This is a genomic window from Synechococcus sp. PROS-9-1, assembly GCF_014279775.1.
Lineage (GTDB): Bacteria > Cyanobacteriota > Cyanobacteriia > PCC-6307 > Cyanobiaceae > Synechococcus_C.
The window spans coordinates 1,602,490-1,624,991 of record NZ_CP047961.1; the positions used below are offsets into that span (position 1 = coordinate 1,602,490).

Annotated in this window: 22 protein-coding genes; 13 read left to right on the forward strand and 9 right to left on the reverse strand. The window is 55.7% G+C overall.

Annotated features, from left to right (window positions below; all coding sequences use genetic code 11):
• Positions 1–2 precede the first annotated feature (2 nt).
• Positions 3–746, reverse strand: coding sequence for an ABC transporter ATP-binding protein (locus tag SynPROS91_RS08635; RefSeq protein ID WP_186516063.1), 744 nt, complete (start codon positions 744–746; stop codon positions 3–5).
• A complete protein-coding gene (locus tag SynPROS91_RS08640; protein ID WP_186516064.1) occupies positions 739–2,310 on the reverse strand; it encodes an NAD(P)H-quinone oxidoreductase subunit N in 1,572 nt (523 codons plus the stop codon). The genes SynPROS91_RS08635 and SynPROS91_RS08640 overlap by 8 nt, the downstream gene beginning before the upstream one ends.
• 126 nt (positions 2,311–2,436) lie before the next feature.
• Here SynPROS91_RS08640 and topA point away from each other — a divergent pair, with 126 nt between their 5' ends.
• Genes topA through SynPROS91_RS08665 form a run of 5 tightly spaced genes read left to right on the forward strand, consistent with a single transcriptional unit; the run spans position 2,437 to position 8,533 of the window.
• The gene (gene topA / locus SynPROS91_RS08645) at positions 2,437–5,184 is read left to right on the forward strand and encodes a type I DNA topoisomerase (protein ID WP_186516065.1); all 2,748 of its coding nucleotides are present in this window, start codon (positions 2,437–2,439) and stop codon (positions 5,182–5,184) included.
• Positions 5,184–5,660 carry a hypothetical protein gene (locus SynPROS91_RS08650; protein WP_186516066.1) on the forward strand — a complete coding sequence of 159 codons (477 nt, stop codon included), beginning with the start codon at positions 5,184–5,186 and terminating at the stop codon, positions 5,658–5,660. The genes topA and SynPROS91_RS08650 overlap by 1 nt, the downstream gene beginning before the upstream one ends.
• A gap of 5 nt (positions 5,661–5,665) precedes the next feature.
• Complete coding sequence (locus tag SynPROS91_RS08655; protein WP_186516067.1) at positions 5,666–6,310, forward strand: DUF2232 domain-containing protein; 645 nt, start codon at positions 5,666–5,668, stop codon at positions 6,308–6,310.
• Complete coding sequence (locus tag SynPROS91_RS08660; RefSeq protein ID WP_186516068.1) at positions 6,282–7,517, forward strand: nicotinate-nucleotide--dimethylbenzimidazole phosphoribosyltransferase; 1,236 nt, start codon at positions 6,282–6,284, stop codon at positions 7,515–7,517. Before SynPROS91_RS08655 ends, SynPROS91_RS08660 begins: the two co-directional genes overlap by 29 nt.
• A gap of 2 nt (positions 7,518–7,519) precedes the next feature.
• The gene (locus SynPROS91_RS08665) at positions 7,520–8,533 is read left to right on the forward strand and encodes an ABC transporter substrate-binding protein (RefSeq protein ID WP_186516069.1); all 1,014 of its coding nucleotides are present in this window, start codon (positions 7,520–7,522) and stop codon (positions 8,531–8,533) included.
• On the opposite strand, the gene SynPROS91_RS08670 is transcribed toward SynPROS91_RS08665, so the two are convergent.
• Both SynPROS91_RS08670 and SynPROS91_RS08675 read right to left on the reverse strand, forming a co-directional pair.
• Positions 8,522–9,679: an aldo/keto reductase gene (locus SynPROS91_RS08670; protein WP_186516070.1), complete on the reverse strand. Its 1,158-nt coding sequence runs from the start codon at positions 9,677–9,679 to the stop codon at positions 8,522–8,524. The genes SynPROS91_RS08665 and SynPROS91_RS08670 overlap by 12 nt on opposite strands.
• On the reverse strand, positions 9,676–10,281 hold the full coding sequence (locus SynPROS91_RS08675; RefSeq protein ID WP_186516071.1) for a bifunctional nuclease family protein: 606 nt from the start codon (positions 10,279–10,281) through the stop codon (positions 9,676–9,678). The genes SynPROS91_RS08670 and SynPROS91_RS08675 overlap by 4 nt, the downstream gene beginning before the upstream one ends.
• Before the next feature lie 58 nt (positions 10,282–10,339).
• Between SynPROS91_RS08675 and SynPROS91_RS08680 the strand changes: the two genes are divergently transcribed.
• Positions 10,340–11,002, forward strand: coding sequence for a riboflavin synthase (locus SynPROS91_RS08680; RefSeq protein WP_186516072.1), 663 nt, complete (start codon positions 10,340–10,342; stop codon positions 11,000–11,002).
• 112 nt (positions 11,003–11,114) lie between these two features.
• Positions 11,115–11,705: an HdeD family acid-resistance protein gene (locus tag SynPROS91_RS08685; RefSeq protein WP_186516073.1), complete on the forward strand. Its 591-nt coding sequence runs from the start codon at positions 11,115–11,117 to the stop codon at positions 11,703–11,705.
• Positions 11,706–11,753: 48 nt separating this feature from the next.
• Here SynPROS91_RS08685 and SynPROS91_RS08690 read toward each other — a convergent pair whose 3' ends face one another.
• From SynPROS91_RS08690 to SynPROS91_RS08705, 4 genes are all read right to left on the reverse strand, one after another.
• Positions 11,754–12,164: an AbrB family transcriptional regulator gene (locus tag SynPROS91_RS08690; protein ID WP_186516074.1), complete on the reverse strand. Its 411-nt coding sequence runs from the start codon at positions 12,162–12,164 to the stop codon at positions 11,754–11,756.
• A gap of 95 nt (positions 12,165–12,259) precedes the next feature.
• On the reverse strand, positions 12,260–12,862 hold the full coding sequence (locus SynPROS91_RS08695; RefSeq protein WP_186516075.1) for a cytochrome c oxidase subunit 3: 603 nt from the start codon (positions 12,860–12,862) through the stop codon (positions 12,260–12,262).
• Positions 12,859–14,523, reverse strand: a complete 1,665-nt coding sequence (gene ctaD / locus SynPROS91_RS08700; protein ID WP_186516076.1) for a cytochrome c oxidase subunit I — start codon at positions 14,521–14,523, stop codon at positions 12,859–12,861. Before ctaD ends, SynPROS91_RS08695 begins: the two co-directional genes overlap by 4 nt.
• Positions 14,520–15,344, reverse strand: a complete 825-nt coding sequence (locus tag SynPROS91_RS08705) for a cytochrome c oxidase subunit II (RefSeq protein ID WP_186516077.1) — start codon at positions 15,342–15,344, stop codon at positions 14,520–14,522. The genes ctaD and SynPROS91_RS08705 overlap by 4 nt, the downstream gene beginning before the upstream one ends.
• Positions 15,345–15,573: 229 nt before the next feature.
• Between SynPROS91_RS08705 and SynPROS91_RS08710 the strand changes: the two genes are divergently transcribed.
• Genes SynPROS91_RS08710 through SynPROS91_RS08735 form a run of 6 tightly spaced genes read left to right on the forward strand, consistent with a single transcriptional unit; the run spans position 15,574 to position 20,607 of the window.
• Positions 15,574–16,506, forward strand: a complete 933-nt coding sequence (locus SynPROS91_RS08710) for a heme A synthase (protein WP_186516078.1) — start codon at positions 15,574–15,576, stop codon at positions 16,504–16,506.
• Between the two features lie 19 nt (positions 16,507–16,525).
• The gene (locus SynPROS91_RS08715; RefSeq protein WP_370586802.1) at positions 16,526–17,509 is read left to right on the forward strand and encodes a heme o synthase; all 984 of its coding nucleotides are present in this window, start codon (positions 16,526–16,528) and stop codon (positions 17,507–17,509) included.
• Between the two features lie 29 nt (positions 17,510–17,538).
• Complete coding sequence (locus SynPROS91_RS08720; protein ID WP_186516080.1) at positions 17,539–18,552, forward strand: ATP-binding cassette domain-containing protein; 1,014 nt, start codon at positions 17,539–17,541, stop codon at positions 18,550–18,552.
• 39 nt (positions 18,553–18,591) lie between these two features.
• Positions 18,592–19,449 carry an ABC transporter permease gene (locus tag SynPROS91_RS08725; RefSeq protein ID WP_186516081.1) on the forward strand — a complete coding sequence of 286 codons (858 nt, stop codon included), beginning with the start codon at positions 18,592–18,594 and terminating at the stop codon, positions 19,447–19,449.
• Positions 19,450–19,453: 4 nt separating this feature from the next.
• On the forward strand, positions 19,454–19,900 hold the full coding sequence (locus tag SynPROS91_RS08730; RefSeq protein WP_186516082.1) for a hypothetical protein: 447 nt from the start codon (positions 19,454–19,456) through the stop codon (positions 19,898–19,900).
• A 5-nt stretch (positions 19,901–19,905) separates the two neighbouring features.
• A complete protein-coding gene (locus SynPROS91_RS08735) occupies positions 19,906–20,607 on the forward strand; it encodes an N-acetylmannosamine-6-phosphate 2-epimerase (protein ID WP_186516083.1) in 702 nt (233 codons plus the stop codon).
• Positions 20,608–20,827: 220 nt separating this feature from the next.
• Here the strand turns inward: SynPROS91_RS08735 and groL are convergent, their stop codons facing one another.
• Positions 20,828–22,489, reverse strand: a complete 1,662-nt coding sequence (gene groL / locus SynPROS91_RS08740) for a chaperonin GroEL (RefSeq protein ID WP_186516084.1) — start codon at positions 22,487–22,489, stop codon at positions 20,828–20,830.
• Positions 22,490–22,502 lie beyond the last annotated feature (13 nt).

The following is a 22,502-nucleotide window of genomic DNA, read 5'->3' on the forward strand; positions in this document are numbered from 1 at the left end:
TTTTAATGAGGTGAAGGCGTTTTAAGGCCTGGGTTAATGCGGTTTTGTGCCACTCGCTCGACCTTCCCGTCGTGAAAGTGAATCACAGTCTGGGCACGAGCTGCCACATCGTCTTCATGGGTGACGAGAACGATCGTGATGCCTTGAGCATGCAACTCATCAAACAAATTCAGAACGTCATGCGTCGTGCGTGAATCCAAAGCACCGGTGGGCTCATCAGCGAGCAGAAGAGCGGGCTTGTTAATCATCGCTCTCGCGATGGCCACCCGCTGCTGCTGACCACCCGACAGTTGGTTGGGGCGATTTTCCATTCTTTTCCCAAGGCCAACCTGCTTAAGAGCTGCAACAGCCCTTTGCTCGCGCTCCAAGGAAGGAAGGCCTGCATAAATCATTGGCAGCATCACATTCTCCAGTGCCGTCGCATGGGGTAAGAGATGGAACTGCTGAAACACAAAACCCAGTTCCTTGTTGCGCAGATCTGCTAACGCATCGTCATCAAGCCGCTCAACAGCACTCCCATTCAGCCAATAGGAGCCGCTGGTGGGTCGATCCAGGCATCCCAAAACATTCATCGCTGTGCTCTTGCCCGATCCACTCGCACCCATCACAGCCAGGTAGTCACCACGACGCACATCAAGATCAAGCCCATTGAGAGCTTTGACCTCCGTTTCTCCAGAGCCATAGACCTTGCTGACATCTCGGAGCTGAGCCACCGCTGGGCGGCCTTCATCAAAGAGATCAGCCAAGGGAGGCGCCTGAGGAAGTAGCAATCGCCTGCTGCAGCAAAGGTGTGCCAGCCACCGTGCTGCTGGCCCATTCAAACAGCGGGTTGGAAAGGATTCCGCCCACGGCAGTGACCACGACGCACAGCACGAGAGCCACTCTCAAGGGAGGAAGTCCAATCGTGCTCCAGTTGATCGGTGGATAGGCCTTCACAACATCTGAAGCCTCTTGAGGCTCCTTCACCACCATCATCTTGATGACGCCGATGTAGTAGTAAATCGAAATGACCGAGGTCACGAGGCCAACCACGACCAAGACGTATTGGTGGTCTGCCCAACCAGCAAAAAACAAATAAATCTTCCCGAAGAAACCAAGCATCGGTGGAATTCCACCAAGGGAAAGCAAGCAGAGACTCAGGCCAAGCGTGATCAAGGGATCTTTCTGATACAAGCCCGCATAATCAGAAATCCGGTCGCTTCCCGTTCTGATCGAAAACAGGATGATGCAAGCGAATGCACCAAGATTCATGAAGAGATAGGTGGCCATGTAGAGCACCATTGCGGCAAAGCCGTCTTCAGTGCCGCACACAAGGCCGATCATCACGAATCCGGCCTGTCCAATCGAGCTGTAGGCCAGCATCCTCTTCATCGAGGTCTGGGCTAACGCCACCACGTTGCCCAGCGTCATGCTGAGAATCGCCAAGACCGTGAATAGAAGTTTCCATTGCGTATCGAAACTTCCAAAACAGCCAACGAGCAATCTCAGAGCCAGGGCAAAACCTGCAGCTTTGGAACCCACCGACAAGAAGGCCACAACCGGAGTCGGTGAACCCTCATAAACATCAGGAGTCCACTGGTGAAAAGGAACGGCAGCGATCTTGAAAGCCACCGTTGCAAGAACGAAGACCAGCGCTAGAGCGGCTAATGGTGTGGGGCTAGTCACCAAAGCCTCACCAATCACTTCCAAACTGGTTGAGCCACTCAGGCCATACAGAAGCGAAGCTCCGTAAAGGAATACGGCCGCAGCAGCCGAACCCACCAACAAATATTTGAGCGCTGCCTCAGAACTACGTGCATCACGTTTCATGTATCCCGACAGCAAATAACTGGCCACGGAAAGCGTCTCTAGCGACACGAAAACGCTCACCAGGTCTGTTGCACCACAAAGCATCATTCCGCCAAGGGTGGCAGCGAGCAGGATGGCCGCGTATTCCCCAACAGGAGTGCCGCTTTGCTCGGCATATCTCCAACTAATCAGAAGAGATAAGAGCGTTGAAAGAGCAACAATCGCTCTGAAAGCAATCGCAAGGTGATCGGAAAGGAAAGCCCCTAAAAACGAAGGCTCGAGGGGTGCATTCCACTGCAGAGCCAGCAGAACCAGGGCCGTACCTAAGCCCGCATAACAAATGGGTGGAACCCAGCGAACTGAAACTTTTTCTCCGGCTAAATCAACCAACAAGGTCGCGATCATCGCCACTAAAACAGCTGCCTCAGGCCCAACCGTGCCGGCATGCAAAGCAAGGTTGAGCAGCTCCCCAGGAGCTGCCACGGCCTGGGTGGACAGAAGCAGAGCACCCAATTCGGGCATGGAGAGTGTGGTCAAACCAATTGGAGGGACTGTAGCTGCGCTCCTGCTCTTCCCTGAGTGAATTCCCTGATTTCGCTGCAGAAAGCTCGGCGGTGCGATAAAGAAGGAGACGGTTACCGACCCCACGTGGCGAACACCCTGGTCATCGTTGAGAGCCCCACAAAGGCCCGCACCATCCGTGGATTCCTTCCGAAGGGCTATCGGGTGGAAGCTTCGATGGGCCATGTGCGGGATCTGCCGAACAACGCAAGTGAGATCCCTGCAGCTCAAAAAGGTCAGAAGTGGGCCAACCTCGGAGTCAACACTGAGGCGGACTTCGAACCCCTTTATGTGGTTCCGAAGGACAAGAAAAAAATTGTGCGCGAGCTCAAAGACGCCCTGAAGGGCGTTGATGAACTCCTGCTAGCGACTGACGAAGATCGAGAAGGGGAAAGCATCAGTTGGCATTTGCTCCAGCTGTTGTCACCCAAGGTCCCCGTGAAACGGATGGTGTTTCACGAGATCACGAAAGAGGCGATCTCCCGGGCACTCGATGACACGCGTGAGCTCGATATGGAGCTGGTGCATGCCCAGGAAACCCGAAGAATCCTCGACCGATTGGTGGGCTACACCCTCTCGCCCCTGTTGTGGAAGAAAGTTGCCTGGGGGCTTTCGGCCGGACGTGTTCAATCCGTAGCTGTCCGTCTGCTCGTGCAGCGAGAGCGGGCTAGACGAGCCTTTCGCAGTGGAAGCTATTGGGATCTGAAAGCTGCACTCGAACAGCAGAGCATCCGCTTTGATGCCAAGCTCACGCACCTCGGCGGGACGAAAGTCGCCACCGGCAATGATTTTGATGAAAGCACCGGAGGCCTCAAGCAAGGCAGCAAGGTGCGCCTCCTGAGCGAAGACGATGCTCGCTCCCTATCGCTTGCTCTTCAATCGTCGGATTGGAACGTCTCCTCCGTTGAGGAAAAGCCCACGGTGCGCAGGCCCGTTCCGCCGTTCACCACCAGCACGCTGCAGCAAGAATCAAATCGCAAATTGCGTCTGTCAGCGCGGGAGACGATGCGCTGCGCTCAGGGCCTGTATGAACGCGGTTACATCACCTACATGCGCACCGATTCGGTGCATCTCTCCGATCAAGCCATTACGGCTGCACGCAGCTGTGTGGAATCGCGCTACGGCAAGGAGTATCTGAGCAACGGGCCCAGGCAGTTCAGCACCAAGTCACGCAATGCTCAGGAAGCCCATGAGGCGATCCGACCTTCTGGGGAGAGCTTCCGAGCCCCCTCCGAAACTGGCTTGGAAGGGCGTGATTTGTCTTTGTACGAGCTGATTTGGAAACGCACAGTCGCTAGCCAAATGGCAGAAGCCCGACTCACCATGCTCGCGGTGGACCTCACGGTTGGAGAAGCCCTGTTCCGTTCCAGTGGAAAGCGCATTGATTTCCCCGGCTTTTTCCGCGCCTACGTCGAGGGCAGCGATGACCCTGATGCGGCTTTGGAAGGTCAGGAAGTGTTGTTGCCCGCCCTGAACGTTGGCGATTCACCCAAGGTTCATGAGGTTGAAGCTCTCGGACACCAAACCCAGCCGCCCGCTCGCTTCAGCGAAGCCTCCCTGGTGAAAATGCTGGAGAAAGAAGGGATCGGTCGTCCTTCCACCTACGCCAGCATCATCGGCACGATCGTGGATCGTGGCTATTCCTCGCTCAACAACAATTCGCTCACCCCAAGTTTCACAGCCTTTGCTGTGACCGCTCTGCTTGAGGAGCACTTCCCCGATTTGGTGGATACCGGATTCACTGCCCGCATGGAAACCACCTTGGATGAAATCTCCACCGGGAAAGTGCAATGGCTGCCTTATTTGGATGGATTTTTCAAAGGCGATGAAGGACTGGAGTCCCTGGTCCACAAACGTGAGGGAGACATCGACCCTGGAGCGTCACGCACGATTGACCTCGAGGGCTTGCCGTGCGTGGTCAGGATCGGTCGCTTTGGGGCCTATCTCGAATCCAAGCGCGTTGGTGACGACGGAGAAGAGGAGCTGATCAAAGCAACCCTTCCAAAAGAGATCACCCCTGGTGAACTGGATCAGGAACAAGCAGAACTCATCCTCAAGCAAAAGGCGGATGGTCCAGAAGCGCTCGGTGAGGATCCAGAAACGGGTGATCTTGTTTATTTGCTCTTCGGTCAGTACGGCCCCTATGTGCAAAAGGGTCAGGTCAGCGACGAAAACCCCAAGCCGAAACGGGCCTCCTTGCCGAAAGGAGTGAAGCCCGAAGAGCTGAAACTTGATGATGCGCTCGGGCTACTGCGCTTGCCCAGGCTCCTAGGCGAACATCCAGAGAGCGGAAAGGTTCAGGCTGGCTTGGGTCGCTTTGGCCCCTACGTGGTTTGGGACAAAGGAAAAGGCGAAAAGGACTATCGCTCCCTCAAAGGCGAAGACGAAGTCCTTGCCGTTGGTCTCAGTCGAGCCCTGGAACTACTCGCCATGCCAAAGCGGGGCCGAGGGGGAAGGACGGCGCTAAAGGACCTTGGCAAACCGGAGGGAAGCGAAGAGACCGTGCAGGTCTTCGATGGCCCCTACGGCCTCTATGTCAAACAGGGAAAAGTGAATGCTTCATTGCCTGAGGGCAAAGGGGCCGACGACATCACCCTGAAGGAAGCGATCGAACTCCTCGACGCAAAAGCCGCCACAAAAAAAACCACGAAACGCAAAACCTCAACAACCAAAAGCACCAGCAAAGCCAAAAGCACCACCAAGGGTGAAACCGCCAAGGGCACAACCGCCAAGGGCACAACCGCCAAACCTGCTGCCCGTAAAGCACCGGCAATGACGAAGACCGGGCGCCTTCGCGCGAGTGCCGTGCGCGTCATCCGTCCTGGTGACGCTTAATGCTCGCGCGGTGGTTGCTGATACCGCTGCTGCTCGCCTTACAGGCCTGCTCAGGGACAACGTTTGGACAAAAGCTGGCCGATAGCTTCGATTCACCACCCACACCCGCCGCGGCCCAGCCGACATTGAAGGAACCGGCGAAGGCTGAAGACCAGAGCTTGAAGGACCAGACGACCTCGGATTCGGAGGCGGAAGTGGAGCCCACAGACTCGTCAGAACCGAAGACGACAAAAAAAGAGTTGACCAAAGTCCAACCCGCCACAACAGAATCAGCCCCCGTCCGTCGGATGCCCGCTGACCCTCGGCCTTATCGCATCACGATTCGCTTGGCGGCCGCTGATCCTGCCGCACCTGCGGAAAGTGTCACGGATGCCTTACGTCGCGCTGGAATTGGTTTCGAAGTTGAAACGATCGAGAAAATCCCTTCGCGTCAGGCCTCCAAAGAAGCCACCAATGACAGCGAAAGGCAGCCCTAAGCGTGATGGAACCACGCCTCAGCCGTCGACAAGCTCTGCGCATGATGGAGGCCTCATACCTGGCGGCGGCGGCAGCCTTAATTTGGCTGGCTCTCTATTACTTACCCATCGGTGGAGCCCTGTTCCGTCTTGCCCTGCCGCTTCCTTTAGCGCTGCTTCTTGTTCGACGGGGCCGGCGGGCCGGACTAGAGGGCGTCGTTGTAGCAATTCTGCTGCTGGTGGTGCTCATGGGTCCTCTGCGTGGGCCCCTGATGCTGTTTCCCTACGGATTGCTGTCCATTTGGCTCGGATGGTGCTGGCACAAAAAGGTGAGCTGGTGGATCAGCTGGGGGCTAGGTGTCGTCATTGGAGCGGCAGGATTCCTGGTGAGGGTGGTCGCGCTGTCCTTGATGGTGGGCGAGAACCTTTGGGTGGTGATTACAAGAGCCGGCGCCGGACTCCTCGATCGTGTCCTTGAGCTGATGCAGTTGCCCCTCGCCCCTGATCTGCTTTTGGTGCAAGCCATGGCTATCACGCTCGTTGTGGTGCAGCAGCTCGTTTACGTACTAGCTCTCCACGCCTTGGCCTACTGGATCTTTCCCCGTCTCCAAGCTCCGATTCCTGAACCTCCTCCCCTGCTCCATGGCCTGGTCGCCCTCGACCCTCTTTAAGCTCCCAGCGGGATGCACGCGCCTTTCGGGCCCAGCATCCGAGTTTTGGTCAGGAGCCACTCACCGCTTTTGGTCCGACCCGGGACCAGCTCCTGATCTTTTACTGCTGCTGTCCTCCACGTTGACCGCAGAGGTGAAAGGCATCTCTGCTGCCGGTGCAACGTCTGAATCACGCCGCTACACCGCCATTGCTGACGCTGAGCTGCTTCTTTATGGGCCCTCACATCGGCCCCGCTGGCCATTGCCGCCTCTGCCCGCCGGCGTCTCGCCTGCGTTGATCAGTTGGGTTGCTGCGCAGGCCATCCAGATTCAGCCCTGGGTGGGATCGATTGGGCTGTCCAAGTTGCCTCCCTTCGCTCATCTGCGCTTTGAGGATCCGCAGCTCGGTCCAGCCGCATGCATCAGCACCGGGCACTCCATGACGCCTCAGCGAGTCCAGCAGCTGCTCAGCAAAGGCCAACGTTTCGGTGAGCGTTTGCGGCAACCACTGGTTCTTGCTGAATGTGTCCCCGGAGGAACCACCACAGCGTTAGCCGTTCTTTGTGGTCTTGGACTTCCCGCCAATGACCTGATCAGTGGTAGTGCCATCCATCCACCGATGGCGTTAAAACGAGAACTTGTGCATCAGGGGCTGCAATCGGCAGAGCTCGGCGCAACGCCTTCTGCTCAGGAGCTTTTAGCTGCCGTGGGAGATCCTTTTCAGGCCTTTGCAACCGGGTTACTGATCGGATCCCTGGTTAGCAGTCAACCCCTCCTGTTGGCTGGGGGCAGTCAGATGGCTGCCGTGCTGGCACTCGCCCTCAGCATGGTGTCGTCCAGAGAGCGGCGCTTGCTTTCCAATCAAGTGCTGATTGGCACAACGGCCTGGTTGGCTGGGGAAGTGCTGACACCAACCGGGAGCAAGCGCGCATCTTTGGTAGAGCTGCTGGCACTACTGGAAGATCATTTCGATGTTTCCATCTCTGCCCTGGCGAGTGGTCTTCGCTTTCGCAACAGTCGACACCGCTCGCTGCGTGACTACGAGCTTGGCCACGTCAAAGAGGGCGTAGGTGCCGGTGGTCTTACGTTGCTTGCACAACTGCGGGGACTGTCCCTAAACCGCATCAGCCAGGCATGCGACAACGCCATGGATCAATTGCTCGAATCCAGGCTCAACCCCCCTGAATTCCCAACGAATTCCCAAGTGATCCAGCCCCGTAAGGTTTGAGGATGATCGGCCCATCTGCTCAGCCCGTTTCGTTTCGCCGGCGACAGCTGCTTCAGGCCGGCTTCATTGCCGGACTCTCATCGCTGGCAGGCTGTGCGCGATCCAATGGTTCGCCCCTTTTGCGGGCCCCAGAGAAGAGCCTTCCTGCACTGTGGCAAAAGCAGCTCAAGGCTCCCTGGCGTACTAAAGAGCTGAAAGCCATCAACAGCTCCGCCGCCGCCTCGTGGCTCTCGTCCACCGATCTACTCACGATTGGGGATGGTTGGTTATCGAGTCTTAACCCGGGATCGTTTCAAGCCATTGATGCCGCTCCTCTTCAAGCGCAACTAGGAGCGGCATCAGAGCGGTTTCTGTCTGAATTACCCACCGCCTGGAAAGGCAAAATTTTCCCTGTGGGCGTTAGCCCCTGGGTCATGCTGTTTCGAGGAGAACCAACCCTCAGAAACCAAGCGGCCAACAGCTGGGAGGTGCTTCTGGATCCAGAACTCAAGGGAAAAGTCCTTTTCCCGTCGAGCCCGCGACTGGTGATGTCGCTGACAGCTCACATGCAGACCCCTGATGCGCTGCGACAGCTCAGACAGGCAGCCATCAGTTTTGATGATCGACACGCCCTCAACTGGTTGCTGCAAGGCGATGCACAAGTTGCAGTGCTGCCTCTGCAACGGTGTATGGGAGCGCTCCTTCGAGACCAAAGGCTGCATGCAGTGCTGCCTTTGCAGGGTGCGCCTCTGAACTGGACCCTGATGCTGCGCCCGAGTTCAAGCAAAGAGCCCTTACCTCAAGACTGGGTCAAAAAAGCCTGGGAAGAACCGCTGCTTAGTCGGCTGCTCTCTGCAGGATGGGTTCCGCCCCTGGCTCGTTCACAACTCAGCATCGCCATGTCGCGAGTGCCAAAACGGCTTCGCGCCCTTGTCCTTCCCTCCAACGAGGTCTGGCAACGCTGCTGGAATCTTGCCCTTCTGGATCCGTCGGAGCAGGACGCGATGAAAGCCAAGTGGAAGGCATCAACCCCATAGACGTCGTCGAGGGGACGCGGCCAATAGCTGATGGGTCTCCGCCAACAGATCAGGGATCGCCAGTTGATGCGGGCAACGGGGAAGGCAATCCCCACAGCTCTCACACCCTTCGGCATTCACCTCCTCCCACCAGTGGCCAGCGCGCCCAATCAAGTTGTAACGCTCCTCTGTGAACTCCTGGAGGTCGTGGGCGAGTCGCAGGTTGCGCAGTCGCAGCAACTCAGGAATGGGCACCTCTTTCGGACAGGGGAGACAGGCTTTGCATTGATGGCAAAGCGTTTCACCGAGCCGCTGTTGACGCAACAATTCCAGTCGGGTCATAGCGGTCTGTTCTGCATGGGTAAGCGCCCCATCGCTGCTGGCCATGGAGGCGGCAAGGTTGAGATCGCTCGGGCTGCTGGCCCCAACCGTGAGGGTGCTAACCCCAGCGGCCAACAGGTAGCGGTAAGCAAGAGCTAAGGGTTCCCACGGCTGGCAATCTGCCTTTAGCAATGGGCTTGGAGCTTGCAAGCGACCACCCTTATCCGCGGGAGAGATCGCCATCACTCCCATTCCTGCATCCAACGCTTCCAACGCCAAGGGGAGCCTTGCTGGATCCAACAAATGGAGATGCAGGCTGCAAAACCGAAAGCGACCACTTGCTATCGCACGAGCGATAAGTGGATTGGAGCCATGGCTGCTGAAACCCACCTGACCCACAAGCCCAGATTTCAGGGCCCAGTCCAGGAGCCTGGCTCCATCCCCTTCGAGCGCCCAATGCAGGTGTTCCTCTCGATTCAGACCATGGACCGCCAAGCCGTGCAGAAAAGGGCGTCCCAAGCGGTCAAGGCATGAAGACAAGGCGCGTTGTCCTTGCTCCAAAGACAGGCCTGGAAGGAGTTTGCTGGTGATTAACCACCCCCCCTCAGGGGCAATCCCTTCTTGAGCCAACTGATCCAAGGCCTGCCCCAAAAAGGTTTCAGCAGGGCCGTAGGCGGGTGCCGTCTCTAAATGATTGATCCCAGCGGCATGGGCTGCCCGCACAATGGCAACCATTTGCTCGCGGTCTTTCAAAGCACGCATTGTCCCCAGGGTGAACAAACTCACCGCAGGACCAGTGCCAAAGGCACGTCGAACCCCAGCACCAGAGCAAGGCTTTGTTGTCATCCCAGATTGTCGTCGTCCGTTACCTGGTCCGTTTCCTCGTCCTTGTGCTGTCTTGACTGAAGGTGCCTGACCATGGCGGCAGGACTGACCTGATCTAAAAATCGACGAAACTCATTTCGATCCTCTGCATCCGCTTCGACATCCACAGCAATCGAGGCTTCAGCGACAACTTCTTCCAACATCCAAATGCTGCTACCAGTGCGGATGGCAAGCGCAATGGCATCACTGGGCCTGGCATCAATGTCTAAGAGCTCTTCCTTTGCCTCGCTCTCCTCGATCGGCTCACCTTCTGGGGAATCTTCGATCGCGTCGATTGGCGCGTCATGGCTGAGTTTCAACACAGCGCGAAAGGTGCTGTCTTCAATCGCATGGATGATGACCCGGTCGAGATGAAGTTCACCAGCAGCCAACAAGCGCACCATCAAGTCATGGCTTAAGGGGCGAGGAGATGGCTCTCCATTCAATCCGGCCATGATGTTGTGGGCCTGGGCCTGGTCGATCCAGATCGGCACTTGTCGCCGTCGAGATGGATCTCGAAGCAGGACGATTGGACTTCTACTGGCGGCATCCAACGCAATCCCGCACACACTCATTTCCACCATCGACAGCTCTCACCCCCTTCCTCGATTATGACCATTGAACTCACGCTGAATGCACAGCATGTTCACGGGTCTAGTGCAAGCTGTTGGTCGGATTGAACGCCGCGGCAGTGGCCTCGTCGTGAGTGGCTGCGCTCCGTTCGCTCCCCTTCAGCTGGGGGACAGCGTTGCCGTCGATGGCGTCTGTCTCACGGTGGCGGCATTGGTCGGTGATGGATTTCTCGCCAATGTCAGCGAGGAAACGCTGCAACGCAGCACACTCGGACGCAAAGCATCTTCTGGCGGTTCGGTCAATTTGGAGCCAGCCCTCCGCTTGTCGGATCGCCTTGGCGGACATCTCGTGAGTGGTCATGTCGACAGCATCGGCGAGGTGGTGGGCATCGAAGCCCTTAGCCAATCCTGGAATCTCGAGCTGCGCTGGCGAGATGCCGCCTATGGCCGGTACATCTGTGAAAAAGCCAGTGTTGCTGTCAATGGCATCAGCCTCACGGTGGCAGGGTGTGCCGATGCTGGCGCGCGATTTTGGATCGCCGTGATTCCTCACACCTGGATGGCCACGGCATTGCGCGATCTCGCACCAGGGGATCAAGTGAATTTAGAAATCGATCTTCTCGCTCGCTATACGGAACGCTTGCTCGACCACGCGCGGGAGGGAGCGCCAACCACCCCTGGAAACCACAGCTCTCTGAGCTCTGAATGGCTCGCCTCCAACGGTTGGAGCTGAAGGTTGGAGCTGAAGGTTGGAGCTGAAGGTTGGAGCTGAGGGAACATCACAAAAACGGGTCAGCGCTTCTGGGAATCAATACCGTTCGGGGGTTGTCTCTGATACAAAATTCATGACCGCTGACGATCGTTCCGATTCCGTTGGAACGTTTAAAGCTTTCGCCATCGCTGAAGGCATTCTGCTGATCATTTTGGGCGTCCTCGCCCTGGTCTTTCCTGTGATTGCATCCGTATGGGCCACTGGAGTGATCGCCGTTGTCTTTCTTGTTGGAGGCGTGGTGGGTTGGATCAGCAATCTGGCCCGCTCCAAACGCATGGGGCGCTGGATTTGCTTCTGGCGATTAGTGGTTTCAACCCTATTCATCGTTGCGGGGGCTTCAATGATCAGCAATTTCCGCAGTCCTGCAGACGCGGCGGAACAGGTCGCAACGCTGTCACTAGCGATCGGAATCGTCTTTCTTGTGGAGGGTGTTGTGGCCTTTTTCAACGGCCTATCTCACAGCAACCGTCCTGGAGCGGGCTGGGCGATTGCTAATGGAGTCGTCACCTTCATCCTTGGGCTGCTGATCGTGACTCTGAAGTTCTGGGGCTTGCTTTGGGTGCTGGGCGCACTTGTAGGCATCAGCTTCCTATTCAGCGGCATTGATCTAATCGCCTTGAGCTCAACCATTCACAACGATCAAGATCCACCAGCTGCTGCATGATCAGCTCGCAGTCAGCGTCTTAAGACCAGTCAGCGAAGGGCCCGGGTCTCATCCTGGGTCCTTCTTTGTGTCTTGATCCTGCTCAGGGCTCACCTCTGCAACCTTGAGCTCCTTGTTGTTCATTGGAAGAAGCCAAATGGAACGGGAGTCTTGACGCAGTTCAATCCGAAACTCTTGGCCAGGTTCTAGGCCAAGGCGACGGGTATAGGCATGACCGATCAGCAGATTTCCATTCCCATGAACCCGGGTCTTGAATTCGGCTTGGCGACCTCTGGTTCCACCACCACCAGAACTGGCAGAGGGCAACTTGTAACCCTTCGCTTCCACCAAAGCTTTGTAAAAGCCCTTAAGCAGAACGCGACCACTGGGACCGACATACCCGCATCCCCGCGCAATTTCGTGTTCAGAGCGATTGCTGAGTGACCGGGCCCTGTTCAGCAATTCCTGGCCAGTGAGCATCTAACTCAAGAAATTTATTTGATTCTGGCCATAACTCTCACATGAAGCAACAAAGGGATCTAAAGAACATTGGAGGCTTTAGAGACCAAGCTCGCTCAGATGAGATACAGAATCACAAATAAGACAACCCAAATGCCGTCAACGAAGTGCCAATAGAGCTCTGCCGCTTCGAGGGGAAAGTGATTGTCTGCTGTAACGCGCCCCTCAGGGGTGCGACATTGCCACCACACAATCAGAATCATTAGGGCACCCAGGGTCACATGCAGACCGTGGAAGCCAGTGAGAGCGTAGAAAGTGCTGGCATAAAGATTGTCAGTCAACCCAAATGGCAAGGTGAAATACTCCACCATCTGACTCACCAAAAAGGCCAAACCGAGAATGGCTGTCAGGAGTAACCAGCGCCTGCAGCGTTGCATGTCACTTCGGCGCAGATTGACACCAGCGCGATGAAAGGTGGCACTACTGACAAGCAAGAGAATGGTGTTCAGCGTTGGAAGCGGAAGCTCCAGCTCATACACAGCACCAGGCAGGAGAGGATTAACAGCCTTAAACGTGAGATAAGCAGCGAAAAACCCTGCGAAGGTCATCGCGTCAGCCACCAAGAAGGTGGCTAAGCCAAACATGCGGTGGTCGGGGTGGCTTTCTTCGTGATGCTCCTGAATTTCAACCGCTTGGTCTTGAGGGGATAGGGAAGTCATCGGCCGTTGCTCCATAAATCACTGCCACTGGCATCTTTCAAGTCGATCTTGTCTGCAGGGATTCCATACCCATAGGGGTGAGTGACCAAAGGAGGTTCACCTTTCCAGTTCTCTACAGGAGGTGGAGAGGTGGTCAACCATTCAGGGGTCAAGGCACGCCAAGGATTGTCTCCAGCAATCTCACCAGAGCGTGCACTCGCGAACACGTTCCAAAGGAAGGGCAAGGTGCTGAGGGCCATCAACAGGGCGCCAACACTGCTGATCTGATTCACAAACGCAAATTGCGGATCGTATTCAGCAACACGCCTGGGCATGCCATTGAGGCCAAGCCAATGCTGGGGGGCAAAGCAAAGGTTGAATCCAATGAACGTCAACAAGAAATGAAAACGTCCGATATTTTCATCCAGCATCCTGCCAGTCACTTTTGGGAACCAGTGATAAACAGACGCGAAGATCACAAAAACCGATCCTCCATAAACAATGTAATGGAAGTGAGCAACGACGAAGTAGGTGTCGTGCACATGAACATCGAAAGGAACTTGAGCAAGGGCTACGCCAGTAATACCGCCTAAAACAAAGTTGACGATAAAACCGCAAGAGAAGAGGATTGCACTATTGAGGCTGATTTTCCCTCCCCACAAAGTGGCTATCCAATTAAAGAATTTGATACCAGTCGGAACAGCAATAAAGGCCGTTGCAATTGTGAAAAACAGACGCATCCATGGAGGAGTACCACTGGTAAACATGTGATGAGCCCAAACAACAAGCCCAAGAACAACGATCGCCATGATCGAATACACCATCGTGGTATATCCAAAAAGTGGTTTCCGACAATGAATTGGAAGGATTTCACTCACCAAGCCAAATGCTGGCAGCACCATGATATAGACCGCTGGATGAGAGTAAAACCAGAAGAGGTGCTGATAGACAACAACATTTCCACCCATTCCCGGATTAAAGAATCCCGTATGCGCAACGATATCGAAGCTTAGAAGGATCAAAGTACCAGCAAGAACAGGTGTCGAAAGAACAACAAGAATACTCGTTCCAAGCATCGCCCAGCAATACATCGGCAATTGCATCAGCTTCAAGCCAGGACGACGCAATTTCAGAATCGTGGCAATGAAGTTAATGCCGCCAAAAATTGAACTTCCCCCAAGCAATAAAACGCTCAGGATCCAAATAATCTGACCACTCGCAGGAGTTGTAAGACTGAGAGGTGGATATGCTGTCCAACCAGACTGCGCTGCACCAGTAATAAAGTAACTGGTGATCAGGAGTAAACCAGCAGGGGGAATCAACCAAAAAGCAACAGCATTCAGCCTTGGGAAGGCCATGTCCCTGGCCCCAACATAAAACGGAATCAGATAATTACCAAAGGCACCATTCACGACAGGAACGATCCAGAGAAAGATCATCACAGTGCCGTGCAAGGTAAGCACCTGGTTGTAAACCTCCCGTGGCATAAAATCTGACACTGGACTGGTCAGCTCTGTACGGATAGCGCCAGCAAGGGCACCACCAATCAGGTAGAAAGCAAAGCCACAAACAAGATATTGAAGTCCGATCACTTTGTGATCGACGCTAAAACTGAGATAGCGAAGCCACCCAGTTGGTTGCAACGAGGGGGGTTTGCTTTGCTGCGGAAGAGTGAGTGTCATGCCTCAGATACAGGGAGCTTGCGATTGGCCTGGAACCAGGCGTCGTAGTCGTCGGCCGACTCAACCACCACTGTGGAGCGCATACCACCGTGATATGGGCCGCAAAGTTCAGCGCAAACCACTGGATAACGGCCTGGACGAGTGGGAGTGAAATTAAGCAATGTTGGCTGGCCTGGAATGATGTCTTGCTTGAGCCTGAATTCTGGAACCCAGAACGCATGGATCACATCTTTGGCCTCCATTTTCAATGAAATAGGGCGTCCTGATGGAACATGCAGTTCTCCAGAAATAATGTCTCCATCGGGATAATGGAATAGGAAGGCAAATTGCATCGCCGTGACCTCAACCGGAAGAGGAGATATCGCCATATCTGAACTGGCTTGCATCGCCCCTGCAGTACCAATTCCTCCCCAAACCCTCTCTTCACTGGCTTGAGAATCACCGTGCCCCCCATGACTAAGGGGAACCATTCCCCCCATTCGTTCGTAGATGTCGTAGCTGAATAAGCCTACAAACAGCACAACAATGGCTGGGACAGCAGTCCAAAAGATCTCCAGAGGCAAATTGCCTTCTAGTGCAATCCCGTCACCAATCTGTCCGGGTTTGCGGCGGAAACGAACGAGGCTGAACACGACCACCCCAACGATTCCTACAAACAGAATCGTTCCGATGCTGAACAGAACACGAAACAGCTCGTCGTAGATGGGTGCATTGACGCTGGCATCAACAGGAAGGAGGTTGACGTTTTGGCCAATCCACAATCCACCCAGCACAAGGATCATTCCCAGCACAAGAGTGAGAATTGCCGAGGGGATAGGCACGAAACTCCTGGTACATGTCTCTTCAGACTATGGAGATCACAGCCCTTCTTGATGCTGTGATTGTTAAAGCAGCCTGTAGTTCCTGCTAACAAAGCTGTTTTAGGGCGCTGTTGTCAGCAAAGGGAGATGTTGGCGCTCTTAAAAATGTCGGAGACCTGTAATTAGCGTGCCGTTCGAGATCAAATCGCTAGTTTACAAAAATAAACCATGCGATTAGGAGTAACAGTCGTTGAATTCATCGGCAACAGTTCCGGTTCGTTTGCGTCTGGCGCAGCTCGCTGCTCACCTGGTCGTGGCTCTAATTGCACTCGTGGTAATTGGAGGCGCAACCCGGGTCATGGAGGCAGGGCTGGCCTGTCCTGATTGGCCTCTTTGCTACGGAAGCCTGCTGCCTGGTCGCCAGATGAACCTCAAGGTGTTTTTGGAATGGTTCCACCGCCTGGATGCCTTCGTTGTGGGCATCGCCCTGCTGGTCCAACTCGGTGCCGCCTGGTTCTGGAGGAAGGAACTGCCCCGTTGGTTGCTGCCGCTGTCGTCCCTTTTGGTTCTGTTGGTGATTCTTCAGGGCGGCCTCGGTGCTTTGACCGTGCTTCAACTGCTCCCCTCCGCAGTGGTCACAGCCCATCTTGTGCTGGCTCTGACCCTGGTCATTGTGATGAGCGGACTCACACAAAGGCTGCTCACTGCAGGTGCCAAAGGATCTGCAGCCCCTCGCTGGTGGCCCTTGCTTGGAGGAATCAGCCTTGCAGCCGTTTCAGCACAATGCCTTCTTGGAGGGCGGATGGCGACCTCATGGGCAGCCCAACGCTGTTTACAAGAGGGTCAGTCCTGCCAATGGCTCCATTGGCATCGCAGTGCAGCAACTCCAGCAGCCGTCTGTGTCTTGCTGTTCGTTGCAACAGCTCTGATCGCCGGCGGCTGGGCTCGTCAGCAATGGCCCCTCCTCATCACAGCCACTCTCCTGGTCTCAACGCAGATCGCTTTGGGTGTTTTCACCTTGCGGCTTGGTCTAAGTCAGCCCGCTGTGACGGTGTGTCATCAACTCGTTGCCTGTCTTCTCGTGGCCGTCCTCGCTGCTCTCACCTGGAGACGTCCGTCAACACCCGACTCCCCTCTCACCATCGCTCGCGATTCTTCAACCCTGGAGCCCTGTCATGGCTAGTTCAGCTTCCGTTGCTCCAATGCCACCATCCCTCACGAGGGAGGAGGTCGTGCCATCTCGCAAGAGAATCAAACTTCCCCCTTGGCTTGAGGTCGCCAAACCAAGGTTGATCCCTCTTCTCCTGGCCACCACGTTGGGAGGAATGGCACTCACCGAAGGCTGGCCCCTCTCCTCACCAAGGCTGGCATGCACCCTTGGTGGTGGTGCGTTAGCGGCAGCCGCCGCAGGAGTTCTCAACTGTTTGTGGGAGCAGGAGCTCGATGGACGCATGCTGCGCACGAGTGGTCGAGCCCTTCCATCTGGACGGTTGTCACCATCCGCAGCCTTTATTGGCGCAGTGTCCTGCACTCTTGCTGCTGCTGCTCTTCTCGTCAGCGGGGTGAATTGCCTTGCGGCTGGACTCTCTCTCTTAGGGCTCTGCAGTTACGTCCTGCTTTACACCGCGCTTCTTAAGCCCCGCACCACGCAAAACATTGTGGTTGGCGGTGTTGCTGGCGCCATCCCACCATTGGTCGGAGCCGCTGCAGCAACAGGCCATATCGGCCTAGGTGGATGGTGGCTGTTCGCTCTTGTAATGGTCTGGACTCCAGCCCATTTCTGGGCACTAGCCCTGCTGTTGCATGACGACTATCGGGCCGTTGGGATTCCAATGCTCCCTGTTGTTAAAGGACCTTTGGTCACGACTAGGGCGATTCGACGCTATGGATGGGCCACGATCTTGCTGAGCTTTTTGGGCATTTGGGCCCTACCTGAGGGTGGTGCCTTGTATGGGCTGTTAGTCATTCCCTTCAACGGCCGCCTTCTGCAGATGGTGGAGCGTCTGGCTGCTGAGCCCACCAACCGGGTTCGCGCTAAGGGATTGTTTCGTTGGTCGATCCTTTATCTCTTTGGAATCTGTCTCTTGCTTGTCATGAGCCGAATGTCTGGATCCGCTCAGTTTGACCTGCAAGTGAGGGCCGTCTTTGACATCCTCGCGGGCGGATTTCTTCCTGTCGCTTCCTAGATTATTTAACCTCGCTTTTGGACGGTTTCATGTCCCTGATCGTGCTCGATCACCTGGAAAAGTCTTACGGGACGGTTTCAGCGCTCAGGGACTTGAGCTTGCAAGTCCCTGAAGGATGTCTGTATGGCCTGCTGGGGCCGAATGGTGCTGGCAAAACCACAACACTGAGAATTCTTGCCACTCTTCTGGCTCCAGATCTTGGCAATGTCCGCATTGCTGGCCTGGATGCCTTGAAAGACCAACGGGACGTTCGACGCCTTATTGGTTATGTCGCTCAAGAGGTAGCGATTGACAAAATCCTCACCGGGCGTGAGCTCCTTGAACTTCAAGGCGACCTCTATCACTTACGACCAAAGCAGAGGAACCAACGGATCGACGAGCTGAACGAGATTTTGGGCATGAATGCCTGGATCGACCGTCGATGCGGTACTTATTCCGGAGGCATGCGTCGTCGACTTGATCTAGCGGCTGGTCTCTTACATCGCCCCCAACTGCTCATCCTCGACGAACCCACGGTCGGACTTGACATCGAAAGTCGGGCCGTGATCTGGAACGTGCTCCGTGACTTAAGAGACCAGGGCACAACGGTCTTGCTCAGCACCCATTATCTCGAGGAAGTGGAAGCACTCGCAGATCGAATGGCCATCATTGATGCCGGGACGGTGATTGCTGAGGGCACACCAAACGAACTCAAGAAACGTCTTGGAGGGGATCGGGTCACCTTGCGTGTGCGTGAGTTCAGTAATGAGCAGGAAGCAGAGACCATTCGCGACTTGCTTCAACCCCTTGATGGCGTCCAAAACATTGTGATTAATCGCTCGCAAGGCCACTCCCTGAACCTTGTGGTCGATGGAGAGCAGGTCCTTCCTCGGCTTCGCCTTTGCTTGGAAGACGCAGGACTTCCCGTGTTTGCCCTTGCCCAAAGCAGGCCCAGTCTTGACGATGTTTACCTTCAGGCCACAGGTCGCACCCTGATGGATGCTGAGCTTGCCATTGCCGGTCAGCGTGATCCGAAGCAAGAGCGCAAGCAAGCCATGCGGTAACGACCTTCTTTCACCCTCCGATTTCCATCAGTGCGCCCCATGACCACACCCCTTCTTCAGATCGATGCCAGCCAAGTGTCCTCACGAGGAGCTTTGACGGAGCTCATCCAGGAAACGACAGCTCTAACGCGTCGCCTCTTCGTGCAGCTCAAACGGCGTCCCTCCACACTGATTGCCGGAGTTCTGCAGCCACTGATCTGGTTGATTTTATTTGGAGCTCTGTTCTCTAAGGCTCCTGAGGGCCTATTGCCCGGCGGCATGAGCTACGGGCGCTTTCTGGGGGCTGGAGTGATTGTGTTCACAGCGTTCAGCGGTGCACTCAATGCAGGACTTCCGGTCATGTTTGACCGCGAATTTGGCTTTCTCAACCGACTTCTTGTTGCGCCCTTAAGAAGTCGAAGTTCCATTGTCTTCGCTTCGGTGATTTTCATCACCACGTTGAGCCTTGTGCAGAGTTTGGCGATCATGGTGACAGCGGCATTGCTCGGATATGGATGGCCTGGAGCTGGTGGTCTCCTGCTCGTTCTGTTCACCCTGCTGCTGTTGGTGTTTGCCGTAACGGCCTTAAGTCTGGGCTTGGCCTTTGCCTTGCCGGGTCACATTGAGTTGATTGCGGTGATTTTTGTCGCCAATCTTCCTCTGCTCTTTGCAAGCACCGCATTGGCACCTCTCAGCTTTATGCCTGTGTGGATGGGCTGGCTAGCAGCCCTAAATCCCCTTACCTTCGCGATAGAACCAATTCGAGCGGCCTATGCAGGCCCTCTCGATCTTTCAGTGGTTCTCTTGGACGCACCCTATGGGTCAGTCACAGGACAGACCTGCTTATTGGTCTTGACCGGGCTCACCGTGGGGCTGTTTCTCCTCATCCGACCACTGCTCAACCGCAAACTCTCTTGATTCCGTGTCTGTCTCTTCGTTTCAGCCCCTGAACCCCCGCCAACTAGACCTGCAGCGTCGCTTGCTGGTCGCCAATGAATTAAGAGAAACCCCCCTTATCGAGCAATTAGAAGTGCAGTGGGTGCATCGCTATGGGGTGAGCTCTCTTCCCAAACGAACGGCTGAATCCTCCCCAGACGCTCTCCCCTCTCCCCTGAGTTCAGAGGTGAGTCCAAAGATCCAAGACCTCTCTCTCGTCAGCGATCCAACGGTCGAAACAGAGACACCGGCGTTACACGTGGCACCCCTTCCGAGTCACTCCAATGATGAGGCTGGGGTGATTGAAGAGCTGGCTGATCGTTGTTCAAATCCGCCACTCGCCATCGCACCCCCTCCGATTGCACTCGGGGCTCAGCGCTTTCGTCGCTGGATGGTTGCGTCCTCAGCAGTCCAAGATCTGCAGGCATCCTGAGCACCATGCCCATTCCATCCCGCGCCCAGCTTGAGGGTGGCCTGATCGTGTCCGTTCAGGCTCCGGAAGGATCACCCATGCGGCATCCCGACGTGATTGCGGCCATGGCTGAAGCCAGTCTTCGCAACGGGGCAACTGGTGTGCGCCTGGAGAGCCCAGAGCACATCGGGGCTGTACGCAACCGCTGTCCTAACGCGCTGATCATTGGCCTATGGAAGCGCACCTTTCCAGACAGCTCGGTCTACATCACACCTCGCTGGGAGGACATTCAAGCGGTCTGGGCAGCCGGTGCTGACGTCATCGCCCTCGATGCCACGGCGCGCCAAAGGCCAGAAAAGGAAGAGCTTGCTGCACTCATTCAAAGGTCGAAAGAAGACCTAGGAGCACCACTCATGGCAGATGTGGACTCCATCGAAAACGGATTAATCGCGGCATCCCTGGGATGCGAATGGGTGGGAACCACCCTCTATGGATACACCGAGCAAACAGCACAACAAAATCCTCCCGGCTACAACTTGATCTCTCCCTTGAGAGATCAACTGCCCGACCGGGTGACATTGATTTGTGAGGGGGGCCTTAAGTCGCCTGATTCAGCTCTCAAGGCCCTTGAACATGGAGCTGATCTTGTTGTCGTTGGCACGGCGATTACTGGCGTCGACCTCCAAGTGGCCGATTACCTCAGGACCTTGAACAGGCAGAGTGATTGAGTCTCGCAAGACTCGGGCATGTTGCTCAAATTTGCTTTTCCTGTCGTCCTCAGCGGAGCCTTCTTCGGTCTGCCAATAGGAGGCTTGCAGATCACAGAACTCCAGGCCCTAAATCGAGAATTGGGGAGACTGTGCAGCCACCCACCCCGTGAAGCCTTATCGGTGTGTCGAATCCACTCTCGACTGGTGGGATCCCTTTAAGGGGATCCCAATCGCGGAATTACATCATTCCCATGCCGCCCATGCCGCCCATGGGATCCATACCACCCATACCGCCCATGGGGTCACCACCGCCACCTGCAGGAGCAGGGGGCTCAGGCTTATCTGCCACCACAACTTCAGTGGTTACCACCAGAGATGCAATCGAGACCGCATCCTGAAGCGCAAGACGAACCACCTTGGATGCATCCAGAATTCCTGCATTCATGAGGTCTTCATAGGTTCCGGTGAGAGCGTTGAATCCCTGTCCGCTATTGCGGACGCGATCCACTACCACGTCACCGTTAGAGCCTGCATTTTCAGCGATCTGACGCAGGGGAGCGCTCAGGGCACGCTGAACGATTTCGACACCTGTCTTTTGATCACCTTCCAACCCAGAGGACAGAGCATCGAGTTCTGACGCGATGTGCAGAAGGGTGGATCCGCCTCCAGCAACAATGCCTTCCTCCACAGCTGCACGGGTGGCATTGAGAGCATCCTCAATGCGTAGTTTGCGGTTTTTGAGCTCCGTCTCTGTTGGGGCGCCAACCTTGATGACGGCCACTCCTCCAGCGAGCTTGGCGATGCGCTCGTTGAGTTTCTCTTGGTCGTACTCCGAATCCGTATTCTCGAGCTCGCGTCTAATCGAGGCAACGCGGGCGCTGACGGCATCTTTGCTGTCATCGCTGGCCACGATTGTGGTGCTGTCCTTGCTGATCGTGATCCTGCGTGCCCGTCCTAGGTCGTCCATCGTCACCTTGTCGAGGGTCATCGCCCTGTCTTCGCTAATGACTTGACCGCCTGTGAGCACAGCGATGTCAGCGAGAGCCGCTTTGCGACGCTCGCCAAACGACGGAGCACGCACGGCAGCCACCTGCAACACCCCTCGGTTCTTATTCACCACCAGGGTTGCTAGGGCTTCACCATCAACTTCTTCAGCCAAAATGACCAAAGGAGAGCCTGATTTCTGAACCGTTTCCAACACCGGAACCAAATCAGTCACCGAGCTGATCTTGCGATCGGTGAGAAGCAGTAACGCATTCTCGAATTCACAAATCTGGCGGTCACCATCTGTGACGAAGTAGGGGGAGCTGTAGCCGCGATCAAAGGCCATTCCTTCTGTGACTTCAAGCTCAGTGGCTAGAGACTTGGATTCCTCAACGGTGATCACACCGTCAAAGCTCACCCTGTCCATGGCCTCGGCAACCATGCGACCCACCTCCTCATCCCCGCCTGAACTGACCGTGGCAACCTGGCGAATCGCATCGCCGCTCACGGACTGACTGCGCCGATTCAGGCTCGCGACCACAGCAGCCACAGCTTTTTCCATGCCCCGGCGAAGTTCGATCGGGCTAGCACCAGCAGCTGTATTACGAAGCCCCTCCTCCACCATCGCTTGAGCGAGCACGGTGGCCGTTGTGGTGCCATCTCCAGCTTTGTCCTTGGTCTTGGATGCCACCTGCTGGATCAGCTTCGCTCCAATATTTTCGAACGGATCTGCAAGTTCGATTTCTTTGGCGATCGTGTCACCGTCATTAACGATATCGGGCGAGCCGTAGGACTTCTCGAGCACTACATTGCGGCCTCTAGGTCCGATCGTGACCCGAACGGCGTCAGCAAGGGCGTTCATGCCTCGCTCGAGGGACTCACGTGATTCGTTCGAGAAGCTGAGAAGTTTGGCCATAGTGTCAGGAACC